The organism is Pseudomonas sp. L7, from assembly GCF_046605565.1.
Classification (GTDB): Bacteria; Pseudomonadota; Gammaproteobacteria; order Pseudomonadales; family Pseudomonadaceae; genus Aquipseudomonas; species Aquipseudomonas wayambapalatensis.
In genome coordinates this window covers 4,072,462-4,095,657 of the sequence record NZ_CP176784.1, presented here as the reverse complement: position 1 = coordinate 4,095,657, position 23,196 = coordinate 4,072,462, and the positions used below count along the sequence as shown (strand labels likewise).

The window sequence follows — 23,196 nt, the reverse complement described above, 5'->3', positions numbered from 1 at the left end:
ATCAACGGCGATCAACAGGGGCCTCACACTGATGAGTACAGGCAAAGGCGCCTGGAGCTTCGGCTCCAGGCGCCTTTTTTTGTCTTTGCCGCGGGCATGCCCCGCACACCGTGATCGAGGATCGGCTATGAAGGCAACAGCGAACGGCGGACAACGAGAGCGACTGGTCATTGTCGGCAACGGCATGGTCGGTCATCACCTGGTCGAGCAACTGATCGAACGTGGTGCCCTGGCGCGCTTCGAGCTGCGCGTGTTCGGCGAGGAGCGCCAGCGCGCCTACGACCGTGTGCACTTGTCGGAATACTTCGCCGGCAGTAGCGCCGAGACACTAGCTATGTGCGAGCCCGACTTCTATGCCCAGCACGGCGTGCACCTGCACCTGCACGAAGCTGTGCTGGAGATCGACCGCACGCTGGGCGAGGTGGTCACCGCCCAGGGGCGCTACGGTTATGACCAACTGATCCTTGCCACCGGCTCCTACCCGTTCGTACCGCCGATCGAAGGCTCCACGGGCACGGCCTGCTTGGTCTACCGCACCCTCGACGATCTTGACGACATCCGCGCCTCGGCTGCCGGGGCCCGGCGTGGCGTGGTGGTCGGCGGTGGGCTGCTGGGCCTTGAGGCTGCCAATGCGCTCAAGTCGCTGGGGCTGGAGGCTCATGTCGTGGAGTTCGCGCCACGGCTGATGCCGGTGCAGCTCGATCATGAAGGAGGCGCGGCCTTGCGTGCGCAGATCGAAGCGCTGGGTGTCGGCGTGCATCTGTCTCGCGCCACCCAGTCGATCGACCCGGGAGAAGAGTATCGCCATCGCATGAATTTCGATGGTGGCGAGTACCTGGAAACCGACCTGATCGTGTTCTCTGCCGGTATCCGTCCGCGTGACGCCCTGGGGCGTGCCTGCGAGCTGCAGATCGCGCCGCGCGGCGGCGTGGTCATCGACGGCAACTGCCGTTCCAGCGATCCACGGATCTTTGCCATCGGCGAGTGCGCGTCGTGGAACGGTAGCGTGTTCGGCCTCGTTGCCCCGGGCTACAGCATGGCGCGCAACCTTGCTGCGCTGCTGGTCGGCGAGGCCAGTGCCGAGTTCAGCGGTGCCGACATGTCGACCAAGCTCAAGCTGCTGGGGGTCGATGTCGGCTCCATCGGCGACGCCCACGGCGCCACCCCGGGCGCCCGCAGCTACCGATACATCGACGAGGCCAACGCCAGCTACCGCCGCCTGGTGGTCGACGCCAGCGGCAAGCGGGTGATCGGCGCGGTGCTGGTCGGCGACAACAGCTACTACGACACGCTGCTGCAGTACGTGCAAAACGGCATCGCCCTGCCGCAGGATCCGGCGGCGCTGATCCTGCCGCAGAGCGGCGGCGCGCCGACGCTGGGCGCCGATGCCCTGCCCGACAGCGCGACCATCTGCTCTTGCCACAACGTCAGCAAGGGCGCGATCTGCGCGGCCATCGACAGTGGCTGCGCGGACCTGGCGGCGGTCAAGGGCTGCACCAAGGCGGCCAGCGGCTGTGGTGGCTGTGCGGCGCTGCTCAAGCAGGTGTTCGAGCACGAACTGACCGCGCGTGGCGTGACGGTCGACAAGAGCCTGTGCGAGCACTTTGCCTATACCCGTCAGGAGTTGTATGCACTGGTGCGGGTCGAGGGGATTCGAACCTTCAACGAGCTGCTCGAGCGCCACGGCAAGGGCCATGTCGGTTGCGACATCTGCAAGCCGACCGTGGGCTCGATCCTCGCCTCGTGCTGGAACCAGCCGATCATGGACCCCTCGCTGGTACCGCTGCAGGACACCAACGACACCTTCATGGCCAACATGCAGAAGAACGGCACCTACTCGGTGGTGCCGCGCATCCCGGGTGGTGAAATCACCCCCGACAAGTTGATCGTGATCGGCCAGGTGGCGAAGAAGTACGACCTCTACACCAAAATCACCGGCGGCCAGCGCATCGACCTGTTCGGCGCGCAGTTGCACGAGCTGCCGCTGATCTGGGGCGAACTGATCGAGGCGGGCTTCGAAACCGGCCATGCCTATGGCAAGTCGACCCGCACGGTGAAGTCGTGCGTGGGCAGCACCTGGTGCCGCTACGGCGTGCAGGACAGCGTTGCCATGGCCCTGCGTATCGAAGACCGCTACAAGGGCCTGCGCTCGCCGCACAAGCTCAAGTTCGCGGTGTCCGGCTGCACCCGTGAATGCGCCGAGGCGCAGAGCAAGGATATCGGCGTGATCGCCACCGACAAGGGGTGGAACCTGTACGTTTGTGGCAACGGTGGCATGCGCCCGCGCCATGCCGAACTGTTCGCCACCGATCTGGACGACGACACCCTGATCCGCCTGATCGACCGCGTGCTGATGTTCTACATCCGCACCGCCGACAAACTGCAGCGCACCTCGGTGTGGCGCGAAGGCCTGGACGGCGGGCTGGACTATCTCAAGGCGGTGATTCTCGACGATAGCCTGGGCCTTGCCGACGAGCTGGAAGCGCAGATGCAGCATGTGGTCGACCGCTACGAATGCGAATGGGCCAACGCCTTGAAAGACCCGGAGAAGCTCAAGCGCTTCCGCACCTTCGTCAACGATCAGCGGCCTGACCCGGATGTGCATTTCGTGCGTGAGCGCGAACAGCGTCGACCGGCTACGCCGCTGGAGTTGATCCCTACTGTCGAGGAGCTCGTTTGATGAACCTGTCTAATGCTGTCGTTGCGCCACAGGATATCTGGCAGTCGGTGTGCCGGGTCGATGATCTGATTGCGGACTCGGGGGTGGTGGTCTGGCTCGACGGCGAGCAGGTCGCGCTGTTCTACCTGCCCGGGCAGGAGCAGACACTGTATGCCGTGGACAACCGCGACCCACGTTCAGGGGCCAATGTTATCGGGCGGGGGTTGATCGGCAGCCTGCAAGGCGAACTGGTGGTGGCGGCGCCGTTGTACAAGCAGCATTTCAGCTTGCGTGATGGGCGTTGCCTGGAGGATGCGGGGCAGCGGTTGCGGGTGTGGCCGGTGCGGATGGAAGGGGGGCAGGTCGAGATTCGCTGTTTCTAGCAGGTATGGCTCCTGCCCGGCCTGTGCAGTACCTGTGGGAGCGGGCTTGCCCGCGAACACCGGCGAAGCCGGTGCCATCTACCGCGGTGTTTGCTTCGCGGGTAAACCCGCTCCCACAGGTACTGCGCAGACCTCGGGTCTGGCACGTTTGCAGGTCTTCGGATAAAGGTGGCTCAACGGCTTGTTCACAATGGATATTCATCCACATCCGAGGCATCGACAAAGTCCTCCAGAACCAGACTGTTTTTGCTGAGAAAGACCTTCAGTTCAGCTATTGATTCAAGTGCTCTGAATGAGCCAACTCGATCGTACGAGGGGTCTAGCGCCTGCTCTATATCTTCGGCGTTGAACGTGTTCAGCCGAGCTTTGAAGCGCGCCTCTTCAATGCGGCATTGGTGGGCATAAGGGGAATGTCCGATCATTGAGTAGGGTTTGGTCCTCAGCGGATACGCAGGGATTAGATGGTCCTGCAGGGATAACTCTATCCAGGTTCTGGATTGTGGTGTGTCCGACTTGATCTCGGAAACTAAAGTCCGCCCCTGAAGAAGTGTTTTAATCATTTCTGTGTGTCTATTTTGAAATCAAAGTTCTCGAAGATTATTTTTACAGTGGCGTCCTCGAATACCAATTCGTGCCGAAGCTTGCTGGTGTTGTCCATTATTGTCATTTCGTCAGTTATGAGGTCGCCGTGAGTGGATTGGTTGGCAGGCCATTCTGTGGGTCTTTTTTCGACGGAGTAACTTGAGACTTTTGTATAGGTAAGCGTCAGGGTGTCTCCGTAAGCTCCGTTTAGGATTATTTGAGCGGTGTTGGCGTAGCATTCGTCGATGTCATGCTCTTCGAATCTAATGCTTTTTAGCCGGGCGTCATGTAAGCATCGGGAGTCGGAGGGATTGTAGTGCCAAGCACTGCTCATAAAGTTGTAAATATTCTCTGGGAGTAAATGCTTTACGCTCTCGACATAAGCTGGGTATTCGCTGCTGTCTAGAGTGTATCCGTCGTGGTTTTCGGTGAGTTTGATTATTTTCATGGCGGTCGTATACAGGGAAAGGATTCGGTTTTTCAGCGCCGCGGAAATGGTTTTATGTATGGGGGTTTATCCAAGAGAGCATTGATAGCTGCCTGCGATGATCTCTACATAGCTGTCGTACCCTGCGACTATGTAGTGCTTCAATGAAAGAAAATTGGCGGGGTCATACAGTGGTTTTTTTTCTGCCAACAGCGCTGAATCGACTACCTCATAGAATTTTGGGTCAGGATGAAGCCCGGTCTCTCGCCAGGTTTCTATTTCATCGCCTTGGTTGCCCAGAATTTCGTAGCTTTGATACTCGCGCTCGAAAAAATTGAGTGTGATACAGCGCATCTCAGCGACACGCTCAAAAACAAGTGTCGCCACGGCGTAGGTGTTATTTTCGATGTGTTCGATTCGCTGAGCTTCAACCTGAATCAATGCGGCACCAGTCTCGTCGTACTTTGCGTTGAGCTGTGTGGTGTTGATGACAAAATTAATTTTTTGAGGGGCGAGCTTTATCATCGATCACACCAAAAAAATCGAAGGGGTTCAATGGCGCGAGGGGCACTCGCAGGAGCGTTGGTTTTAACGAGTGTCCTGAATCATAAGTCCTGCCACCTCACTCTTAGCGAATTGATATTGATGGTGAGTGTTCGCCTAAGTGATCCGGACATGATGTCGCATGAGATCTCGTCCTCGTTAATCGAAAGGCAATGCAGCCCGCTGGCGTAATTGAACGCCAGAAGCCTATCGTCAAGATACAGCGATGTCGAAACAGTACCGTCCAGTGAGTAGACCAACTCCAGCCGGAGGGGCTCTGCGGTGAGCTTGCAGCTCCATTGTGCATACTCTGGATCGAAATCTGCGACGAGCCCGAGCACCTCAAACAATGTGGTTTCGAAAGAATTAATCATGGTTTTTGGGCGGACTGAAAAAATTTATCACATCGTTCAGTGTGTTTTTTACGTATCCAGGAGGTAGGAAAATTTCTTGCACCACGTCATCGTCATGCGCTTTCCAAATGACCCGGTCCATTGTCTCAAGCATGAGCAGAATCACGACATCGCCATCAAGGCAGGGCGTCAGGTTCAGCGACAAGAACAGTGCACCAATTTTGCTAGAATCAATCCAGTTTTGAGAGTGTTCGTACCCTTGCTCGATCTGGGAAAGGACGGCCGATTTGTCCAGGTTTTTCAGGGAGTCAGCGTAATCGAGATCATAATTATCGAATTTGACACTGATCATGTTCAAGAAGGTATCGATCTGCGTGATCTCTTCGTTTGCACCAATGAGATGATTGTCTAAAGATAGGTTCACAGCCATCCAACCCGACTTGAAGTTTGGCGCGCAAGTCGAGCAACAGACTGAAAATAACTCTTTTTTCCCAGCGCTATAGTAGGTCACAGTTGCTTCCTCGGTTTTTCTTTCTATTAGCCATGTCTTTGAATCTTCGTTTGATCCAGTCAGGAACTTTCAGTCCCCTCGATGAATTTTCGCGCCCGTTCCAATGCACTTCGCCGTTTGCGCCTTGATAGCGATAGAATTCTCCATTCTTGTTCTGGCCAAACCAGGAGTCTGCCCTATCAGGAACGGCACGTTTGTAAACCTCTGCAGCATCATCGGGCAAGAGTGTTGTGGTATTACCGCCCCCTCGGAAGTTAGGTGATTTAGGGTCGTGATGCCCTGGGTCGACCAGTTTGGGTTTGGGGCCGTGATACTGAGCATCTGCCTTGTAATCGGCCTCCAGTCCAAATGGATCGATCCAACGAAGTGGGTTGGGCGCGTATCTATAAAGGTTGGGCCCTGCACTGATACTCAGTGGATCCTGCTGCGTAAACCGCCCCACCTCCGGATCATAGAACCTGAACGTGTTGTAGTGCAGCCCCGTCTCCCGGTCCAGGTACTGTCCCTGGAACCTCAGGTTCTGCTGACGGTTCTGCCCGGCATGGTGCCATTCTTCCCGACACTTGCCCCAGGTCTCGAACTCACCTTGCCACACGGTCACGCCGTTTTCATCGGTGAGCTGCTCGGGCAACCCGGCGAGGTTGGTGTGGAAGTAGTGCAGCTGTTCGGCGCCGGGTGCGCCGTCGAGGCGGGCGAGGGGTTCGTAGCTGTCGCTGTCGGCGTAGACGTACAGGCTGGGTTTGTCGTCCTGGATGTCCTGCAACAGGCGCAGACCCTGCCAGAGGAAAAGGGTCTGGCTGAAAGGGGTAGGGTGATCGTTACGGTACAGGCGCTTGGCGATCCGGCGCCCCAGCGGGTCGTAGTCGAATTCCACCCGCTCGAGCACCGGCCCTCGCTGCTGGTGCACGCGCACCAGACGATGCTCGGCGTCGTATTCGAAGCGCTGGATCAGGTGCGCGCCAGTGCGTTTTTCGCTGAGGCGGGCGAAGCGGTCGTAGCGGTAGCGCTTGTCCTGGTAGACCTTTAGGCGGTTGTGCCGTACGTAGCCCTTGATCGGGTAGCCGTCGAGCAGGTTGCCTGCCTTGTCGTAGCCGTAGTGCTCGACCTGTTGGCCATTGCGATGGGGCAGTGTGCGGCTGGCGCCATGGATGCGTTCGGTGGGGCCATAGTCGTAGCGAACCTGGCCGCGCTGGACGTTGCCGCTGGCGTCGGTGCCGAACAGGCGGCCGATGATCTGTGTGTGCGTGGGCGTTTCGCCGTCGCGGGTTCGCTGACACTGGATGAAATCCTCGCCGACCAGGTTGTCGCTGTCGTCATAACGATACTGTTTGCTCAGCAAGGCCAGGCTGCCGAGGCCTGCGTCCTGTATATGCAGGGCTTTTTCCAGCAGGCGCCCGGTGCTGTCGTAGCGGGTCCGGGTCTGGATCCGGCCTTGTGTGCGCAGGACTTCAGCATGCAGCTCGTCGCGCTCGAAATCGCAGATCACCCGGCCATCGAGGTTGAGCTGATGCAGGTGGCCACTGCCGTAGTAGAGGTGATTGAGGCGTCGGCCATCAGGCAGGGTCAGGGTCTGCAGGTTGCCCAGTTCGTCATGTTCGTAGGCAAGCCGGCCCGCTTCCCCGGTTTCGCTCAGCAGTTGCCCGAGGGCGTCATGGCTGAAAGCAAGCCGTTTTGGCTCGCCCAGCAGGTTGGTGAAGGTGATCGCCAGCAGGTTGTCGGCGAGGTCATATTCGTAGTCGGTGACGCCGTCGTCGGTGCGCTTGCGCAACAGGCGCCCGGCGGCGTCGTATTCGAAATATTGCGACTGTATCGAAGCCTCGGGCTCCGGCGGGCTGCCGGGGAAGGTCGGCTCGGCGTCGCGGGCCGGGTGCAGCCTCGCCTCGATGACATTGCCCGCTGCATCGTAGCGATAGCTGTGACCGCCGCCATCGAGGTTGTGCTGGGCGGCCAGGCGGTCCAGGGCATCCCAGTTGAAGGCGTAGTGCTCGCCGTTTTCATTTTCCAGGCGTTGCAGGCGGTCGTGCGCATCCCAGGCGAAGCGAAGGGTGAGCCCCATGGCGTCGGTGCGTTGGCTGAGGCGCCCACGCTCGTCGTAGTGCCATTGGGTGAGCTGCTGGCCGGGGTCGATGTGCTGGGTCAACTGCCCCGACAGGTTTACCTGGTAGCGGTCGACGCGCCCGTCGGCGCGGGTGCTTTCCAGCAGGTGGCCACGGGCGTCGAAACGATAGCGGGTGCGGTTGTTGCGGCCGTTGAAGACTTCGCTCAGGTGACCGCGCTCGTCGTAGCGCCAGAGGGTGGTACGGTTGGAGCAGTCGCTGTAGCGAATCAGTTGCCCTCGGGCGTTCCATTCCAGCTGAAGGGTCTTGCCCTGAGCATCGATGACCTGTTCCACCCGGCCTTGTCGATCGTGACGGTAGCGCGTGGTGCGCCCCAGCGGGTCGGTGGTACTGATCAGGTTGCCGCGGGTGTCGTAGGTGTTGCGATAGGTATGGCCGGCGCCATCGCTGATGTGGGTGGGCAGCGCCCAGTGCTCGGTGTAGGTGGTGCGCTCGCAACGCCCCAGCGGGTCGTGGCTTTCGATCAGGCGCCCGAGCGCATCGTAGTGGTATCGCCACTCGGCGCCTTGCGGGTCGATGCTGGCCAGCAACTGGCCCTGGACGATCTCTTCCTGCCAGCGCTGGCCCAGTGGATCTACATACACCAATACCTCGTGCAACGGGCCCCACTCGAAATGTTCCTTGCGACCTAGGCTGTCGGTGACCTCGGTATGACCCTGCCCCAGGTCGTAGTGGAAAAGGTAGTCCTCGCCGTCTTCGCTCCAGTGACGGATCACCCGCCACTCATGGTCTGGCTGCGGCTCGAGCAGCGGCGGCAGGTGCGGTGTCGGGCGGGGGACGGCGGCGAAACGTTGCCACTGGTAATGGAAGGTCGCACCGCTGGCCAGGGTGTGGCTGGCCATCAGCCCTTCAGGGGTATAGCTGAAGCGTCGCAGCAGCTGGCCGCCCGGCTCGTGTACTTCGCTCAGTTGACCGGCAGGGGTGTAAGCGTAGGTGGCGAGGGTTTCACGGCGCTCGACCACAAAGTCGTTGCCCTCGCGCAGGAACAGGCGCTGCACCTGGCCGACGCGGCGAGGGTGCATGCTGTCGTAGAGCAGTTCGACCACCGTGCGGCCAAAGGTGTCGACCAGGTACTGCAGGCGGCCGTCGTTGTCGTAGAGCAGGTCAAGGCGGTTGAGGTTGCGATCCCCCAGTTGCACCAGGCGTGAACGACTCGGGTCGTGCGGGTCGGTGCGCAGCACCTGGTACTGGCCGGTGTAGATGTCCTCGACCACGGTGATGCCAGCGTCCTGGTGGAAGAACGCCAGGCCGTCGAGGCTGCTGACCAGCGCGCTGCCTGGCTGCAGGCGTCCCAGTTCGATACGCGTGCCTTCCTCGTCGACATAGACCCACAGCTCGCCCCCTTCAGGATGGGGGACACGCTCGATGCGAACTTCATAAGGCAGGCTCCAGCCCAGGCCGAACACGCCATCGCCGCGCGTGTCGTTGCTGTCGTAGCGCCGGGCCCATTCGATCGGCAGCAGGCCGGGGAGGGCGAAATCCAGGTCGTCAGGGCCGTCGAGCAGCTTGGCACCGCTGGAAACGATCACCGGATGGCCCTTGCACTTGGGAATCATCGACTTTGGCTTGGGTGCCTTGCCTGGGCGTGAGCGGGCCTTGCCACCCCGGCGCGAGAGGAGCATGCCGGCGACGATGCCGATGATCTTGGCCAGCGCGCTCTTGCCATCGCGGATGTCGCGCACGGTCAGCGTGCCGCCGCCGATGCGCACATTGGGCGAGAAGGTCATGCCCACAGGGCCGTCGCAAGTAGTCTTGTCGCCCACCCGCACGGCGGGTTGGCCATTGATGAACACCTTGTCCGAACCCTGGGCGAGGAAGTTCTTGGCCGGGTGCTTGCTGCAGGTGACGGTATCCTCGCCCCGCTCCTGGGTGCCGGGATCGGCTGGTGTGGTGATTGGCGGGTTGAAGATGCTGGCGATGTCTTGGGCCATGCCGATGATCGGGAGCATCATCGAGGCGCCGACCATGGCGTAGGCACCGACGTTTTCCAGGATGGAGGGGGGCTCGGGGTTGTCGGGCGAGGCCTCGACGCCCAGGCTGATGCCGGCAGCACGGGCAGCGGGCATGCCATTGATATGGACGTTGGCGGAGCCGGTCAGGATGGCGCCATAGGGCTCGGGCGGGAACAGCGAGTTGCCGACCCAGTCACTGAAGTCGGAAATGTGTTCGCCGATGCTCTTGTCGCCGCCGCCGGGCAGCGAACTGGCCGCGCCTACCAGCAGGCCGGCGGCCACCGGCACCAGTGCAGCCGCCGCACCGCCGGTGCCGATGGTGGCGGCGACGGCGGCGCCCAAGGCCGCACCCACTGCGGCGGTGGCGGCCGCATAGACCACCGCCTCGGTCAGCGCGCTGGTGAGCTCGGCCATCAACGGTGGGTGCAGTATCAGGTCGTCCTTGCGGGCGGCGTGGAGGTCCTGCGCCATGAATCCGGGCTTCCTAGCTGGAGGGGTGTCAGCGTGTCTGCAGGCTCGCCTTGATGGCTTGCCAGTGCATGAGGTCGTTTTCCGTCAGCGGTGTCTCCTTGCTATAGCTCAGCACCATAAGACGTTGTGCCTGCACATGGGGATAGGCCAGTTGACGCTGGTGCGAGCGAATTTCGCCACGCTGGAACTGCAGGCCGACTTCCAGGCCCTGGATGGCTTGCGCCATGCCGCAGGTCGTGGCTTGAGGCTCGGTGATGTGTGCATCGAGGCGACTGCGCAGTTGTTCGAGCTGCTGGCGGTAGACGGTATCGAAGGAGTGGTCTGCGGGGAGCGGGCTGCGGGCGATCACCAAGGTGGTGCCGCGCTCCGGGAACGTCAGCATGTTCATGCTGCTGTCCTGCGGCAGCTCTGCGCCCAGGTCTAGTGATAGGTCCTGGGTTTGGTAGAGCGACATCGGTTGGCTCCTTGCCGGGGAAAGCTGCACCCTACAAATCCAGGGGCTTGAGGGCAAGCTGCGCATTGTCAGAATGGGATCGAGTCGTTGTAGGAAAGGATATTCATAGACGACTTGCAGCCCTCCTGCACACCGTTACACTGCCGTGCATGAACCTCGATACCCGCATCAAGTACCGCCATCTGCTGTGCTTTCTGGAGATCGCCCGTCAGGGCAGTCTGGCCAGGGCGGCCGATGTCCTGGCGATCAGCCAGCCGGCCATTTCCAAGACGCTCAAGGAACTTGAGGACTTGCTCGAGACGCGTCTGTTCGAGCGCACCCGCCAGGGCGTCGAGCTGACCTCGGCGGGCACCCGCTTCATGCGCTACGCCGGGCCCAGCGTGCAGGCCCTGCGCGAAGGTGTCAGCACGGTGCGCGGTGAGGCCCGGGCGCCGTCGCAGGTGCGCATAGGTGTGCTGTCGACGGTCGAGGGGTTGCTGATGCCGGAGGTGCTGTGTCGCCTGCATCAGCGTCATGAGGCGTTGGTGATCAGCGTGGTCACCGGGATCAGTGCGCAGTTGCTGGGGCAACTGCGCCTAGGCGAACTGGAACTGGTGGTCGGGCGGATGACCGACAGCCCGCAGATCCAGGGCCTGTCGTTCGAGCACCTGTACAGTGAGTCCATGAGCCTGGTGGTGCGTCCTGGCCATCCGTTACTCGCGCGCCAACCCCTGGATCGGGCACGGGTCGGCGATTACGCACTGGTGCTGCCGCCAGCAGGTACCACCATTCGCCTGCACGCCGACAGCCTGTTCGTGCAGTGCGGTATCCAGATGCCGGGGCAACGCCTGGAAACCCTGTCTCTGGCCTTGAGCCGGCGCTACCTGCTGGGCAGCGATGCGGTGTGGGTGGCACCGCGTGACGCCGTGCTGATCGACCTGCAGCGTGGTGAGCTGGTCGAGCTCGATCTGGGTGTGCGCGAACCGGGAGGCTCGGTGGGTATCTGCCGCAACGCGGCCCTGCCGCAGGGGCTGGCAGCCCAATGGGTGTGCGAGGTATTGCGGGAAGTGGCGGGCGAATACCGGGCCGGCAGCTACCCTTGATTTTCACCGTGGGATGAACATCCCTTCATACAGGAACTTCCTGGCACAAACCCGCTCCTATGCCGGTAGCCATTGGTCATGGCCGCCTGATAAGCTCGCGGCTTTACCCTGATTGCCCTCATGGCGCATGAACAAGGAAATAGCATGAAACAGCATCGTTTGGCGGCTGCGGTTGCCCTGGTAGGCCTGGTCCTGGCTGGCTGCGACGCTCAGACCAGCAGCGTCGAGCTGAAGACCCCAGCACAGAAGGCCTCCTACGGTATCGGCCTGAACATGGGCAAGAGCCTGGCGCAGGAAGGCATGGATGACCTGGACTCCAAAGCGGTGGCCCTGGGTATCGAGGATGCAGTCGGCAAGAAAGAAGCCCGTCTGAAGGACGAAGAACTGGTAGAAGCCTTCACCGCGCTGCAGAAACGCGCCGAGGAGCGCCTGGCCAAGGCCAGCGAGGAAGCGGCCGCCAAGGGCAAGAAGTTCCTTGAGGACAACGCCAAGAAGCCGGGCGTGGTCACCACCGCCTCGGGTCTGCAGTACGAAGTCGTGAAGAAGGCCGATGGCCCGCAGCCCAAGCCGACCGATGTGGTTACCGTCCACTACGAAGGCAAGCTGATCGATGGCAAGGTCTTCGACAGCTCGATCGAGCGTGGCAGCCCGATCGACCTGCCGGTCAGCGGCGTGATCCCAGGTTGGGTCGAAGGCCTGCAACTGATGCACGTCGGCGAGAAGTACAAGCTGTACATCCCGGCCGAGCTGGCCTACGGCGCCCAGAGCCCGAGCCCGCTGATCCCGGCGAACTCGGTACTGGTGTTCGACCTCGAGCTGCTGGCCATCAAGGACCCGAGCAAGCTGGACGCCGAACCTGCCGAGCCTGCCGAAGCGCCGGCCAAGTAATCTGGCAACTGCCGCACCTGACGCCCCGTTTCGACGGGGCGTTTTCATTTTGGTCGCACGCTTGACGCGAACGCTGCAGGTGTCTCACTGTCTGAGCATGAGGCACCTTGACGCGTAGCCAACCATACGTCTGACGCAAATCGTTTGCCTTTCTGAAACGGTTGTGTAAAAAACGCCCGATCTGAGCGAGACCCTTGCTCCGTGGGCGCCTAGCGCCCTAAAACGCTGCCCTGTTCACAAGGTTATCCACAATAAATGTGGATAACCTTCCTGGCTGATGCTGGAGACACCATGAGCGCACCCTGGAATTTTGCCCGTTTTCTGCCGCTGGCCGAGCGCCTGCTCAGCCGTGGCCGCCTGCCTGCGTTGCTGTTCGCCGTGGCCCGCAAGGGCCCCAAGCTGGGCCAGTTGCGTGACGACCTGCGCCTTATGCAAGGCCTGTGTCTGGCCTGGTGGCGTGGCGAGTACCGTGCCGTCAGTCCCAAGGCCTTGGTGACCATCGTCGCTGGCCTGCTGTATTTCGTCAGCCCCCTGGATGCCATTCCGGACTGGATCGTCGGTGTCGGTTTTCTCGATGACATCGCCGTGTTGGGGTGGGTGCTGAAGACCGTCGGCGACGAGCTGGCGCGCTTCAAGGCCTGGCGCGACAGCCAATCACCCGAGCGCCTGCGTGTGGTCGAGCGGCTGCCGGACAGCCCGGAAGCGTTACGCCTGGAACGTCCTCACCCTTGATTTTGGCCTGATCTGCACAGACTCCCGCACTTGGTCATATAATTGGCATAAGCATTATGCCGACGGATTACATGCAGTAAGGGGGTTGTATGGGTATTCAGGTCATCAGTCGGGACGGTCAGCCCGAGTATGCGGTTGTTCCCTGGGCCCAGTACCAGGCACTGCTAGCCGCAGCGGGGCAGGCGCCAGTCAATGCCGACGAACCTCAGGCTGCGGCCAGTGAGGGTCGCGGCGAAGTCGCGAAGCAAAGCACCAGCTTGCCTGCCTTGGGTGAGCTGGCGCAGTTGCGTCAGGCCAAGGGCCTGGCCCCCGAGCAGTTGGCCCGCAGCGTTGGCATCAGCCCGTCGTACCTGGCCATGATCGAGTCGGGCGAACGTGTGCCCGATGCGGCGATCCAGCGCAGCCTGGCATGGCACCTGGGGATCGCCGGCTGGAGCGAGCCATCATGAGTCAGGTCAGGATCAGTCGTCAGCAATGGCAACGCCTGCTGGACGAGCTTGACCTGGCCCGCCGTCAACGCCACCTGCTCACCTACAGGGCGCTGCTCGAGCGCCTGGAGTTGCCCACCCCCGCCATGCAGACCCTGACCGCCGCCCTGGAATACCTGGCGATGATCGATGCGCGTGCCGAGCAGCCGCTGCGCAGCTCGCTGGTGATCAGCCAGGGGGCCAGCCGCCTGCCACGTACCGGCTTCTTCGAATGTGTCGAGCGCCTGGGGCGGTTTTCAGGGCCCGTCGATGGTATGGAGGCGGCTTCGTGGCATGCCTCCGAAGTGGTGCGGGTGTTCGAGTTCGCTTACCCCGAAGAAGTGACGGCAGGGTAGGGGCTACGACACCCCGGTATCGATCAGGCTCAGACTGGGCCCGGCGGTATCCTTGGCCTGGCGCTTTGCCTGCGAAGCAAGATCGGCCAACTGCGCCGCATCCAGGCTGGCGCAGCACTCCGGCCGCAGCAAAACCACGCCGATCGACAGCGACAGCAAGGGGAAGGTCTCCCGCTGCCCTTGGCGGTTGTGGGCGATGAAGCAACCGGCCTCCAGGTGCTCGCTGCGGTAGAAGCGTCGACATTCGCGTAGAAAATTGTCGATCAACGTGTGCAGACGCTCGCGCCAATCGGCCGATCCCAACACCAGCATGAAATCATCACCGCCGATATGCCCGACGAAGTCGCGGCGCGGATCGACGCTGTCGTTCAGGCATTGGGCCAGGCACAGCAACACCTCGTCGCCACGGGCATAGCCATAGATATCGTTGAAGGGCTTGAAGCTGTCGATGTCGACGTAGCACACCGCCGCTGCACGCTGCTGCTCCAGCAGGCGGGTCAGGCACTGGCGGATCGGCACGTTGCCTGGCAGCAGGGTCAGTGGATTGGCGTAGCGGGCCTGCTGGATCTTCTGCTCGGTGATCAACTTGAGCACGTCGATCACGCGCCCCAGCCCCAGGTAGCGGCCACCATGGGTGATGATGAAATCTTCCTCGATGCGCTGCCGTGCGCGGCTGGTGAGCAGGCGGCTGACCTGCTGCAGCGACTGGCTGCGCTCGACCACGAGAAAGTCCTCGTTCATCAGCCGGCTGATCGGCTTGCGGGCGAACAGGTCGGTGCCGAATGGCTTGAGCAGCGCGTCGGACAACGAATGCCGATGGACGATACCGCAAGCCTGGCCCTGGGCGTCGAGCACGGCCAGGGAATTGAGATTGGCCTGGCGGCGGAAGGCCTCCAGCACCTGCTGGGTTGGCGTATCCAGCGCAACCGCAGGCTGCTCGATCAGCAGTGCGGCGAGGTCGCCGCCTTCCTCGCTGATCACCAGCGCGCAGCCTTGCGCAGGCGGCAGCAGATTCAGGCCGTCGCGTGGGGGAAACTCTTGCGGGCGACCGAGCAGGTAGCCTTGCAACAGGTCGACGCCCATATCGGCCAGTACCGTCAGCTCCTCACCCAGTTCGATGCCCTCGGCAATCACCTGGGCCTTGGAGGCGCGGGCGATCTGCAGGATGGAGCCGACGAATTCGCGCTTGAGCGGGTCCTGATGGATGCTATCGATGAAGTGACGGTCGATCTTCACGTAGTCCGGACGCAGCTCCGACCACAGGCGCAAGCTCGAGTAACCTGCCCCCAGGTCGTCCAGCGCAATGGAAAACCCCATGTCCCGGTAGTGGTGCAGGGCGTTGGACAGCAACTGGAAGTCGTCGGTGGGGGTTTGTTCGGTCAACTCGATCACCACACGGCTGGGTTGCAGACCAACCTGCTCGAGCATCTTCAGGGTACGCCCGGAAGGGTAGTGGGGTTCCAGCAGCGACTCGGGCGAGACATTGAGGAACAGCTTGCCTTCGAGCCCCAGCTCGCTGAAGCGCCGGCATGCGTTCTCCCGGCACAGCACTTCAAGCTCGCTCAGGCGCCCTGCCTGGCGGGCGATGGCGAACAGGTTCAGGGGCGAGTGCAGAGGGCTGTTGGACGGCCCACGGCTGAGCGCCTCATAGCCGAGGATGCGCCGCTCGGAAAGGCAGATGATCGGTTGGAACAGGCTGTGAATGCTGCGTTGAGCCAGGATGGCGCTCAAGGCACTGAGCTGTTCGGTGACGGTCATGGACTGTTTCCTGAAAATGAAAAGGCCGGACGTTTTGGCGTCCGGCCCTTCTATTTCACGACAGTGCGATGACTGTTTGATGACAGGTCACATTAATCTGCCATCATCTGATCGAGTCGCTTATTTCTTCGCCACCTGCGAGCTCAGGCGCAGGTAGTCGAGCAGGATACGACCGGTTTCGGCCAGGTAGGCATCATCTTCTGGCTTGGCGTCGTCCTTCTCCTCGGGCAGGGCGTCTTCGTCGACCTTCTTCAGTTCCTTGAGCGGCTCTTCGCCCTTGGCTTTGCGTCGGGTGTTCTCCAGCGCCAGTTGCTTGGCCTCGATCTCGTCGTGACGGGTGCGACGGTCTTGCTCGTTGAGGCTGACGGTCTTCTCGTTCATCAGTTTCTGCGTCAGCGCCAGGCGGTCGCGGATGTAGGTGAACTCGGCGTCCTTGACGCTGCGCGCCTCATGTTGCGCCTTGAGCTGGGCCAGGAATGGCTTGAACGGATCAGCTGCCGGTTTGACCACCGGGCGGATGGTGTCCCAGGGCATGGCTTCGGGCAGGGCGCTTTCGCCGATTTCCTTGGTGTCGATGATCGACGGGTAGTCGATGTCCGGCAGTACGCCCTGGTGCTGGGTGCTCTGGCCGGAAACACGGTAGAACTTGGCCAGGGTGAGCTTCAGCTCGCCATGGTTCAGTGGCTGGATGGTCTGCACGGTGCCTTTGCCGAAGGTCTGGCCGCCGATGATCAGTGCGCGATGGTAGTCCTGCATGGCGCCGGCGAAGATCTCCGAGGCCGAGGCCGAGAGGCGGTTGACCAGCAGTGCCAGTGGGCCCTTGTAGAAGGCGCCTGGGTTCTCGTCCTCGAGTACGTCGACGCGGCCGTCGCTGTTGCGCACCAATACCGTCGGGCCTTTCTCGATGAACAGGCTGGTCAGTTCGGTGGCTTCCTGGAGCGAGCCGCCGCCGTTGTTGCGCAGGTCGATGACCACGCCGTCGACTTTTTCCTTCTGCAGTTCGGTGAGCAGTTTCTTCACGTCGCGCGTGGTGCTCTTGTAGTCCGGATCGCCAGCGCGGTAGGCCTTGAAGTCGAGGTAGAAGGCCGGGATCTCGATGATGCCGAGCTTGTAGTCACGACCGTCCTGCTTGAGCTTGAGCACCGACTTCTTCGCCGCCTGCTCCTCGAGCTTGACCGCCTCGCGGGTGATCGAAACGATCTTGGTGGTCTGGTCGTTCGGCGCATTGCTCGCCGGGATGATCTCCAGGCGTACCACCGAGCCTTTGGGGCCACGGATCAGCTTGACCACTTCGTCCAGGCGCCAGCCGACCACGTCGACCATTTCCTTGTTGCCCTGGGCGACACCGATGATCTTGTCGGCAGGGGCGACCTGCTTGGTCTTGGCGGCAGGGCCGGCCGGTACCAGGCGTACGATCTTGACCTGGTCGTTATCGCTCTGCAGCACCGCGCCGATGCCTTCGAGCGACAGGCTCATGTTGATGTCGAAGTTTTCGGCGTTGTCTGGCGACAGGTAGTTGGTGTGCGGATCGTAGGACTGGGCGAAGGTGTTGATGTAGGCCTGGAAGATGTCTTCGGCACGGGTCTGGTCCAGGCGCGCCAGTTGATTCTTGTAGCGCTTGGTGAGAGTTTCCTGGATCTGCTTGGGATCCTTGCCGGCCAGCTTCTGGCGCAGCACTTCGTCCTTGACGCGCTTGCGCCACAGGTCGTCGAGCTCGGCCTCGTTCTTCAGCCACGGAGCGTCCTTGCGGTCGACCAGCAGGTCTTCCTTGACGGTGAAGTCGATCTTGTCGACACCCTTGTTCAGTTCGGCCAGGGCGAAGTCCAGACGCGATTTAACACGGTCCAGGTAGCGCTTGTAGATCGTGAAGCCGGGATCGAGGTTGCCGCTCTTGAGGAAGTCGTCGAACTGCGTCTTCCACTTGTCGAATTCGGCGATGTCACTGGCCATGAAATAGCTGCGCGACGGGTCGAGCAGCTTGATGTAGCTGTCATAGATGATGACCGAGCGGGCATCGTCAAGCGGCGGCTTGCTGTAGTGATGGCGCTTGAGCAGCTCCACCACGTTGAGGCTGGCGACGATCTCGTCGCGGTCCGGCTGCAGGCTGTCCCATTTGTTGGCGGCGGCCGCATTGCCACCGAGCGTGAGGCTGCCGAGGCCGACCATGAGGGCGAGGGCGGTGCTGGGAAGGAAATGCTTCATGCTGATTCGACGTGGGGGCAATTGATCACGCATAGTAGGCCGTCTTTTCCGTACGCCGGTTCCATGAAACCGGCTGAATACTGCAAAAAACCCGGGACATGGTGATCCCGGGCTCAGTCATGACTCAACTATGGAGGCACTGTGAAGGCATTGCAAGGCGTTGACGGACATGTAGCCTGGGTCGAAGCCGAACGTCCGGTGTGCGACGCGGGGCAGGTACGCATTCGAGTGGCTGCGGCCGGGTTGAACCGCGCCGACCTGTTGCAGATGAAGGGTTTGTACCCGCCGCCACCCGGCGCCAGCCCTTATATGGGGCTGGAGTGCGCCGGGGTGATCGAGGAGGTGGGTGCGGGGGCAGATTGGCGTGTGGGCGATCGGGTCTGCGCGCTGTTGGCCAGTGGTGCCATGGCCGAGGAAGTGGTTGTGGATGCCCGCCATGTGCTGCCGGTGCCCGAGGGCCTGAGCCTGCACGAGGCAGCCGCGCTGCCCGAGGTGTACGCCACGGCCTGGCTGAATATCTTCCAGCTCGGGGCGGCCAAGGCGGGTGAGAAGGTGCTGGTGCACGCCGGTGCCAGTGGTGTGGGCTCTGCGGCCATCCAGTTGGGCAAGGCGTTTGGTTGCCCGGTATGGGTCAGCGTCGGTTCCCAGGAGCGCCTGGACTACTGCAAGGCACTGGGTGCCGCAGGAGGTGTGGTGCGTAACGAGAACCTCGACGCGCTCAAGGGGTTCGGGCCGTTCGATGTGATCCTCGACCCGGTAGGCGCGAGCTATGGCCCGCTCAACCTGGACCTGCTGGCCCGCGACGGCCGCTGGGTGATCATCGGCCTGATGAGCGGGCGCAAGTTCGAAATGGACCTGGCGCTGGTGCTGGGCAAACGCCTGGAGATCACCGGTTCCACCCTGCGCAACCGTGACGATGGCTTCAAGGCCGAGTTGCTGCGCGACCTGCAGCAGCAGGTGTGGCCGCTGTTCGCCGAAGGGCGGTTGTCGCCACAGTTGGTCGATACCTATCCGGTCGAGTTCGCCCAGGCGGCGTATGCCGAGCTTGAGAGCAACCAGGTGTCCGGCAAGCTGGTGATGGTGATCGACGCTGGCTTGACCTAAGCGGCCCCGGCCTCTTCGCGGGCAAGTCGGGGCGCGAAGAGGCCGGCACAGCGGCGATGGAACTCAGGACCAGCTCAATACAGGCCAGCCATTGGTCTGGGCATGTTCACGCAGCACCGGATCCGGATTCACGGCAAACGGATGGTCCACTTTCAATAACAGCGGCAGATCGTTCCGTGAGTCGGAATAGAAGCTCGCGCCTTCGAGGTTTTCCTGCTCCTGGTCCAGCCACTCCAGCAAGCGGGTGATCTTGCCCTCGCGGTAGGTCAGCACGCCGTGGGTCTTGCCGGTGTACACGCCGTTGATCGCCTCCAGCTCGATGGCCAGGTACTCGTCGACCCCCAGGCGTGCAGCGATCGGCCCGACAAGGTGCGTGCCGGAGGCGGAAATGATCAGGATACGGTCGCCCTTCTTGCGGTGTTCGGCGATGCATCGGCAGGCATCGCCATAGATGATCGGCTCGATCACATCCTCCACCCAGGGCTCGACCAGGTGTTCGACTTCCTCCAGCGTGCGCCCGGCGATGGGCTCCAGGCTGAAGGCCATGTAGTCCTCCATCTGCAGGTGGCCCTTGCCGTATGCATCCATCAGTTCCTGGTCGCGACGCAGGAATTCCTTGCCGTCCACCCAGCCCAGCCGGGCCATCTGTTCGCTCCACAGCGACGCGCAGTCACCGTGGATCAGGGTTTCGTCCAGATCGAAAATCGCCAGTGCCATTGCTTGAATCTCCTTAAGCCACTTCCCGTAGCGCGGTGGGATCGATCGACAGCGACACCCGCTGTCCGTCGGCGTACAGATCGGCAGACGAGCGATTGAGCACATCCACCACCACCTCCACGCCGCGCGCCTCGACCCGGTAGCGGATCACGTTGCCGAGCAGGCTGTGACTGCGGATCTGGCCGTCCAGTTCACCGTCCAGGCCCAGGCTGATGGACTCGGGACGGATCGCCAGGCGTGCGCTGACCGGGCGCTGCAGCAGGCGGCTGGCGCTGTCGGCGTCGAGCAGGTTGTAGTTGCCGATGAAACCGGCGGCGAACAGGTCGACAGGTGCGGTGTAGAGGGTTTCGGCGTCGCCGCTCTGGACGATGCGCCCCTGGTTCATCAGGACGATGCGGTCCGACATGGTCAGCGCCTCTTCCTGGTCGTGGGTGACGAAGATGGTGGTCAGCCCCAGCTCGCGCTGGATCGCGCGGATCTGCTCGCGCAGGTGTTTGCGGATACGCGCATCCAGCGCCGACAGCGGCTCGTCGAGCAGCAGCAGGCGCGGGCGGGTGACCAGCGAACGGGCCAGCGCCACGCGTTGGCACTGTCCGCCCGACAACTGGTGCGGGTAGCGTCCGGCAAAACTGCCCAGCTCCACCAACTCCAGGGCCTCGCGCACACGCGCCTGGCTCTCCTCGGCCTTGACCTTCTGCATGCGCAGGCCAAAGGCGACGTTCTGTTCAACGGTCATGTTGGGGAACAGCGCATAGCTCTGGAACACCATGCCGATCCCGCGCTTCTGCGGGCTGAGCGGCACGATGTCCTGGCCGTCGAGCAGGATGTGGCCACTGTCTACGGGGGTCAGCCCAGCGATGCAGCGCAGCAGGGTGGACTTGCCGCACCCCGAGGGGCCGAGCAGGGTGACGAACTCGCCGCGTTCGATGTTGCAATCGATGTTTTCGAAGACCGGGCTGCCGGCGTAGCTCTTTTGCAGTTTCTGGACACTGACGAAGCTCATCAGGATTTATCCTTGTTCAGGCGGTTGGCGACCCAGGTCAGTACCAGCACGAAGGCGAAATAAGAGATCACCAGCGCGCTGTTGAAGTGGCCGCTGCTGTTGCGCATGTTGTTCAGGTAGACCTGCAGGGTTTCGTAACGGGTGCCGACCAGCAGGTTGGCGAACACGAATTCGCCGAACAGGAAGGAAAACGACAGCAGCAACGCCACCATCAGGCCCTTGCGCAGATTGGGCAGCACCACCAGAAGGGCGGCTTGCCAGGTGCTGGCGCCGAGTAGTTGCGCGGCGTCCATCAGGTCGCGCAGGTTGATCGCCTGCAGGTTGTTGGTGATCGCCCGGTACATGAAGGGCAGGGCGATGGTGAAATAGCAGCCGATCAGGATCCACGGCGTCCCGACCATGGCCATCGGCCCGCTGCCGTACAACTGCAGCAGCCCCACCGAAGACACCACCGGCGGCACCGCGAAGGGCAGCAGGATGAGGATGTTCATCAGCGCGTCGAGCTTGGGGAAGTGGTAATGCACCACGAACAGCAGCGGCAGGATCAGCACCACCGACAGTACCAACGCTCCCACGCAGACGATCAGCGACTGGCCGAAGGCGGCGAGAAATCGCGGCTCGCTCCACAGTTGCACGTACCACTTGAGGGTCAGGCCGCTGGGCAGCAGGCTCGCCGACCAACTGGTAGCCAATGAGTAGAGCAGGGTGCCGGCCAGGGGTAACAGCAGGATCAGGAACAGCAGGTACACCACGGCGCGGTGGTACCAGCCGCCCTTGTGTGATTCAGCGCGCATGGTAGCTCCTTTTCAGCAGCCATTGATGGACCACCGTCACCAGGGTCATCAGCCCCACCAGCACCATGGCCAGCGCGCTGCCCAGGTTCGGGTCGAGGGTGATGTCGCCGGCCACCAGGGCGGCGATACGGATTGGCAGCACGTTGAAGTTGCCGGTGGTCAGGGCATAGACGGTGGCGTAGGCGCCCAGGGCGTTGGCCAGCAGGATGACGAAGGTGCCCAGCAGTGCCGGGGTCAGCACCGGCAGGCCGATGTGCCGCCAGAACTGCCAGTGGCTGGCACCGAGCAGCGCGGCGGATTCGCGCCAGTCTTCGCGCACGGCGTCGAAAGCCGGGTAGAGCAGCAGCACGCCCAGCGGAATCTGGAAGTAGGTGTAGACGATGATCAGGCCAGTCTTGGAGTAGATACTGAAGTCGCCGAGCAGGCCGATCTCCTTGAGCGCCAGGGTGAGCGCGCCGTTGAAGCCCAGCAGGATGATGAAGGCGAAGGCCAGGGGCACGCCGGCGAAGTTGCTGGTCATGTTGGCGAAGGCGCTGACGAAGTCGCGCAGGCGCGAATCGACCTGGCGCAGCGAATAGGCGCCGAGGGTGGCGATGACGATGCCGAACAGGCTCGACCAGAAGCTGATCTCGAGGCTGCGTTCGATGGCCTGCAGGTAGAACTTCGAGGCGAAGATCTTGCTGAAGTTGTCCAGGCCCCAGCCACTTTCGTTTTGCAGGCTGGCGATGGCGACCCAGGCCAGCGGGGCGATCTGGAAGATGATGAAGAAAATGGCGAAGGGCAGCAGGCAGAGCAGGGCCAGGTGACGGCCGCGGTGGCTGGAATTCACTTGAGCAACTCCCGGCAGACCGGTTTGTCGTGGGCCGCGCCGAGCAGTTCGCAGATCGTGCCGCACAGCTCGGTCTGCAGGGGCTTGGCGGCGGGGTCGAGGCTGAAGGCGTCGCCGAAGACGAACAGCGGCACCTCGCGTTCCTCGGCCAGCAGGCCATTGTGCGAGCGGTCGTTGTTCATGCCGTGGTCGGCGGTGACCAGTACCTGGTAGCCCTCTTCGAGCCACAGTGGCAGGTAGTCGGCCAGCAGGATGTCGGCGCTGCGTGCGGCGTTGCGGTACTGGCTGCTGTCCAGGCCGTGGCGGTGGCCGGCATCGTCGATGTTCATCGGGTGCACCAGCAGGAAGTTCGGTGCATGACGGCGGCGCAGGTACTCGGCGTCGGCCAGCAGGTGCGAATCGGGGTAGTGATCGGCGTAGTAGAACAGCCCGTGCTGGATAGGCAGCTTGGGCGCGTGGGTATGGCGGTCGCGGATCGGATCGAAGGGCGAGCGGTTGTACAGTTCGCTCATCCAGTGGTAGGCCGCAGCTGCAGTGCCCAGCCCGGCTTCGCGGGCGTAGTGGAAGACGCTGCGCTGGTTGGACAGGCGATTGACGTTGTTGTGCACGATACCGCTGTCGATCGGCGCGACGCCGGTGAGAATGCACTCGTACAGCGGGCGTGACAGTGACGGCAGTTCGCATTCCACGCGGTACAGCGCGGCGCGGTCGGCCTCGACGTAGGCGTGCAGGTGGCCCATGGCGTGGTGTGCGACCTGGTGGTTGAGTCCGTCGAGCAGGACCAGGATGACGTTGTGTTGCATGTTGGCTCC

Annotated in this window: 20 protein-coding genes; 8 read left to right on the top strand and 12 right to left on the bottom strand. The window is 62.1% G+C overall.

Going from position 1 to position 23,196, the window contains the following annotated elements:
• The first annotated feature begins 127 nt into the window (after positions 1 to 127).
• On the top strand, positions 128 to 2,680 hold the full coding sequence (gene nirB, locus ACK3BK_RS18860; RefSeq protein WP_411383070.1) for a nitrite reductase large subunit NirB: 2,553 nt from the start codon (positions 128 to 130) through the stop codon (positions 2,678 to 2,680).
• Positions 2,680 to 3,042, top strand: a complete 363-nt coding sequence (gene nirD, locus ACK3BK_RS18855; protein WP_151926318.1) for a nitrite reductase small subunit NirD — start codon at positions 2,680 to 2,682, stop codon at positions 3,040 to 3,042. The genes nirB and nirD overlap by 1 nt, the downstream gene beginning before the upstream one ends.
• Before the next feature lie 185 nt (positions 3,043 to 3,227).
• On the opposite strand, the gene ACK3BK_RS18850 is transcribed toward nirD, so the two are convergent.
• From ACK3BK_RS18850 to ACK3BK_RS18830, 5 genes are all read right to left on the bottom strand, one after another.
• The gene (locus ACK3BK_RS18850) at positions 3,228 to 3,602 is read right to left on the bottom strand and encodes a hypothetical protein (RefSeq protein ID WP_411383069.1); all 375 of its coding nucleotides are present in this window, start codon (positions 3,600 to 3,602) and stop codon (positions 3,228 to 3,230) included.
• A gap of 536 nt (positions 3,603 to 4,138) precedes the next feature.
• Complete coding sequence (locus ACK3BK_RS18845; RefSeq protein ID WP_411383068.1) at positions 4,139 to 4,576, bottom strand: hypothetical protein; 438 nt, start codon at positions 4,574 to 4,576, stop codon at positions 4,139 to 4,141.
• A gap of 384 nt (positions 4,577 to 4,960) precedes the next feature.
• On the bottom strand, positions 4,961 to 5,458 hold the full coding sequence (locus tag ACK3BK_RS18840; protein ID WP_411383067.1) for an Imm42 family immunity protein: 498 nt from the start codon (positions 5,456 to 5,458) through the stop codon (positions 4,961 to 4,963).
• On the bottom strand, positions 5,445 to 9,998 hold the full coding sequence (locus tag ACK3BK_RS18835) for an RHS repeat-associated core domain-containing protein (protein WP_411383066.1): 4,554 nt from the start codon (positions 9,996 to 9,998) through the stop codon (positions 5,445 to 5,447). The genes ACK3BK_RS18840 and ACK3BK_RS18835 overlap by 14 nt, the downstream gene beginning before the upstream one ends.
• A gap of 28 nt (positions 9,999 to 10,026) precedes the next feature.
• Positions 10,027 to 10,452: a DcrB-related protein gene (locus ACK3BK_RS18830; RefSeq protein WP_186667081.1), complete on the bottom strand. Its 426-nt coding sequence runs from the start codon at positions 10,450 to 10,452 to the stop codon at positions 10,027 to 10,029.
• A gap of 149 nt (positions 10,453 to 10,601) precedes the next feature.
• Here ACK3BK_RS18830 and pcaQ point away from each other — a divergent pair, with 149 nt between their 5' ends.
• The 5 genes from pcaQ (at position 10,602) to ACK3BK_RS18805 (ending at position 13,977) form a co-directional block, all read left to right on the top strand.
• On the top strand, positions 10,602 to 11,534 hold the full coding sequence (gene pcaQ, locus ACK3BK_RS18825) for a pca operon transcription factor PcaQ (RefSeq protein WP_186667079.1): 933 nt from the start codon (positions 10,602 to 10,604) through the stop codon (positions 11,532 to 11,534).
• 144 nt (positions 11,535 to 11,678) lie between these two features.
• A complete protein-coding gene (locus ACK3BK_RS18820; RefSeq protein WP_186667077.1) occupies positions 11,679 to 12,422 on the top strand; it encodes an FKBP-type peptidyl-prolyl cis-trans isomerase in 744 nt (247 codons plus the stop codon).
• A gap of 291 nt (positions 12,423 to 12,713) precedes the next feature.
• Positions 12,714 to 13,154, top strand: a complete 441-nt coding sequence (locus ACK3BK_RS18815) for a YkvA family protein (RefSeq protein ID WP_063545813.1) — start codon at positions 12,714 to 12,716, stop codon at positions 13,152 to 13,154.
• Between the two features lie 89 nt (positions 13,155 to 13,243).
• Positions 13,244 to 13,603 (top strand): helix-turn-helix domain-containing protein, encoded by a 360-nt coding sequence (locus ACK3BK_RS18810; protein ID WP_411383065.1) that lies wholly within the window; start codon positions 13,244 to 13,246, stop codon positions 13,601 to 13,603.
• Positions 13,600 to 13,977: a hypothetical protein gene (locus ACK3BK_RS18805; RefSeq protein WP_186667074.1), complete on the top strand. Its 378-nt coding sequence runs from the start codon at positions 13,600 to 13,602 to the stop codon at positions 13,975 to 13,977. Before ACK3BK_RS18810 ends, ACK3BK_RS18805 begins: the two co-directional genes overlap by 4 nt.
• Positions 13,978 to 13,980: 3 nt before the next feature.
• On the opposite strand, the gene ACK3BK_RS18800 is transcribed toward ACK3BK_RS18805, so the two are convergent.
• Together ACK3BK_RS18800 and ACK3BK_RS18795 are read right to left on the bottom strand one after the other, a co-directional pair.
• A complete protein-coding gene (locus ACK3BK_RS18800) occupies positions 13,981 to 15,735 on the bottom strand; it encodes a GGDEF domain-containing protein (protein WP_186711497.1) in 1,755 nt (584 codons plus the stop codon).
• Between the two features lie 120 nt (positions 15,736 to 15,855).
• Positions 15,856 to 17,937, bottom strand: a complete 2,082-nt coding sequence (locus ACK3BK_RS18795; RefSeq protein ID WP_186667070.1) for a carboxy terminal-processing peptidase — start codon at positions 17,935 to 17,937, stop codon at positions 15,856 to 15,858.
• 141 nt (positions 17,938 to 18,078) lie between these two features.
• On the opposite strand from ACK3BK_RS18795, the gene ACK3BK_RS18790 reads away from it, so the two are divergent.
• The gene (locus tag ACK3BK_RS18790) at positions 18,079 to 19,041 is read left to right on the top strand and encodes an NAD(P)H-quinone oxidoreductase (protein WP_411383064.1); all 963 of its coding nucleotides are present in this window, start codon (positions 18,079 to 18,081) and stop codon (positions 19,039 to 19,041) included.
• A gap of 63 nt (positions 19,042 to 19,104) precedes the next feature.
• Here ACK3BK_RS18790 and ACK3BK_RS18785 read toward each other — a convergent pair whose 3' ends face one another.
• Genes ACK3BK_RS18785 through ACK3BK_RS18765 form a run of 5 tightly spaced genes read right to left on the bottom strand, consistent with a single transcriptional unit; the run spans position 19,105 to position 23,187 of the window.
• Positions 19,105 to 19,758, bottom strand: a complete 654-nt coding sequence (locus ACK3BK_RS18785; RefSeq protein ID WP_411383063.1) for an HAD family hydrolase — start codon at positions 19,756 to 19,758, stop codon at positions 19,105 to 19,107.
• A 13-nt stretch (positions 19,759 to 19,771) separates the two neighbouring features.
• Positions 19,772 to 20,761 carry an ABC transporter ATP-binding protein gene (locus tag ACK3BK_RS18780; protein WP_288377372.1) on the bottom strand — a complete coding sequence of 330 codons (990 nt, stop codon included), beginning with the start codon at positions 20,759 to 20,761 and terminating at the stop codon, positions 19,772 to 19,774.
• A complete protein-coding gene (locus ACK3BK_RS18775) occupies positions 20,761 to 21,555 on the bottom strand; it encodes an ABC transporter permease (protein WP_054895577.1) in 795 nt (264 codons plus the stop codon). Before ACK3BK_RS18775 ends, ACK3BK_RS18780 begins: the two co-directional genes overlap by 1 nt.
• Complete coding sequence (locus tag ACK3BK_RS18770) at positions 21,545 to 22,384, bottom strand: ABC transporter permease (RefSeq protein ID WP_411383062.1); 840 nt, start codon at positions 22,382 to 22,384, stop codon at positions 21,545 to 21,547. Before ACK3BK_RS18770 ends, ACK3BK_RS18775 begins: the two co-directional genes overlap by 11 nt.
• Entirely contained in the window at positions 22,381 to 23,187 is an 807-nt protein-coding gene (locus tag ACK3BK_RS18765) for an alkaline phosphatase family protein (RefSeq protein ID WP_125931639.1), read from the bottom strand. Before ACK3BK_RS18765 ends, ACK3BK_RS18770 begins: the two co-directional genes overlap by 4 nt.
• Positions 23,188 to 23,196: the final 9 nt, after the last annotated feature.

Coding starts and splice junctions, on each gene's coding strand:
- ACK3BK_RS18785 (WP_411383063.1), bottom strand. CDS start 19,758: ATGGCACTGGCGATTTTCGATCTGGACGAAACCCTGATCCACGGTGAC.
- ACK3BK_RS18820 (WP_186667077.1), top strand. CDS start 11,679: ATGAAACAGCATCGTTTGGCGGCTGCGGTTGCCCTGGTAGGCCTGGTC.
- ACK3BK_RS18850 (WP_411383069.1), bottom strand. CDS start 3,602: ATGATTAAAACACTTCTTCAGGGGCGGACTTTAGTTTCCGAGATCAAG.
- ACK3BK_RS18765 (WP_125931639.1), bottom strand. CDS start 23,187: ATGCAACACAACGTCATCCTGGTCCTGCTCGACGGACTCAACCACCAG.
- ACK3BK_RS18815 (WP_063545813.1), top strand. CDS start 12,714: ATGAGCGCACCCTGGAATTTTGCCCGTTTTCTGCCGCTGGCCGAGCGC.
- ACK3BK_RS18845 (WP_411383068.1), bottom strand. CDS start 4,576: ATGATAAAGCTCGCCCCTCAAAAAATTAATTTTGTCATCAACACCACA.
- ACK3BK_RS18795 (WP_186667070.1), bottom strand. CDS start 17,937: ATGAAGCATTTCCTTCCCAGCACCGCCCTCGCCCTCATGGTCGGCCTC.
- ACK3BK_RS18800 (WP_186711497.1), bottom strand. CDS start 15,735: ATGACCGTCACCGAACAGCTCAGTGCCTTGAGCGCCATCCTGGCTCAA.
- nirD (WP_151926318.1), top strand. CDS start 2,680: ATGAACCTGTCTAATGCTGTCGTTGCGCCACAGGATATCTGGCAGTCG.
- ACK3BK_RS18775 (WP_054895577.1), bottom strand. CDS start 21,555: ATGCGCGCTGAATCACACAAGGGCGGCTGGTACCACCGCGCCGTGGTG.
- ACK3BK_RS18805 (WP_186667074.1), top strand. CDS start 13,600: ATGAGTCAGGTCAGGATCAGTCGTCAGCAATGGCAACGCCTGCTGGAC.
- nirB (WP_411383070.1), top strand. CDS start 128: ATGAAGGCAACAGCGAACGGCGGACAACGAGAGCGACTGGTCATTGTC.
- ACK3BK_RS18810 (WP_411383065.1), top strand. CDS start 13,244: ATGGGTATTCAGGTCATCAGTCGGGACGGTCAGCCCGAGTATGCGGTT.
- pcaQ (WP_186667079.1), top strand. CDS start 10,602: ATGAACCTCGATACCCGCATCAAGTACCGCCATCTGCTGTGCTTTCTG.
- ACK3BK_RS18780 (WP_288377372.1), bottom strand. CDS start 20,761: ATGAGCTTCGTCAGTGTCCAGAAACTGCAAAAGAGCTACGCCGGCAGC.
- ACK3BK_RS18830 (WP_186667081.1), bottom strand. CDS start 10,452: ATGTCGCTCTACCAAACCCAGGACCTATCACTAGACCTGGGCGCAGAG.
- ACK3BK_RS18835 (WP_411383066.1), bottom strand. CDS start 9,998: ATGGCGCAGGACCTCCACGCCGCCCGCAAGGACGACCTGATACTGCAC.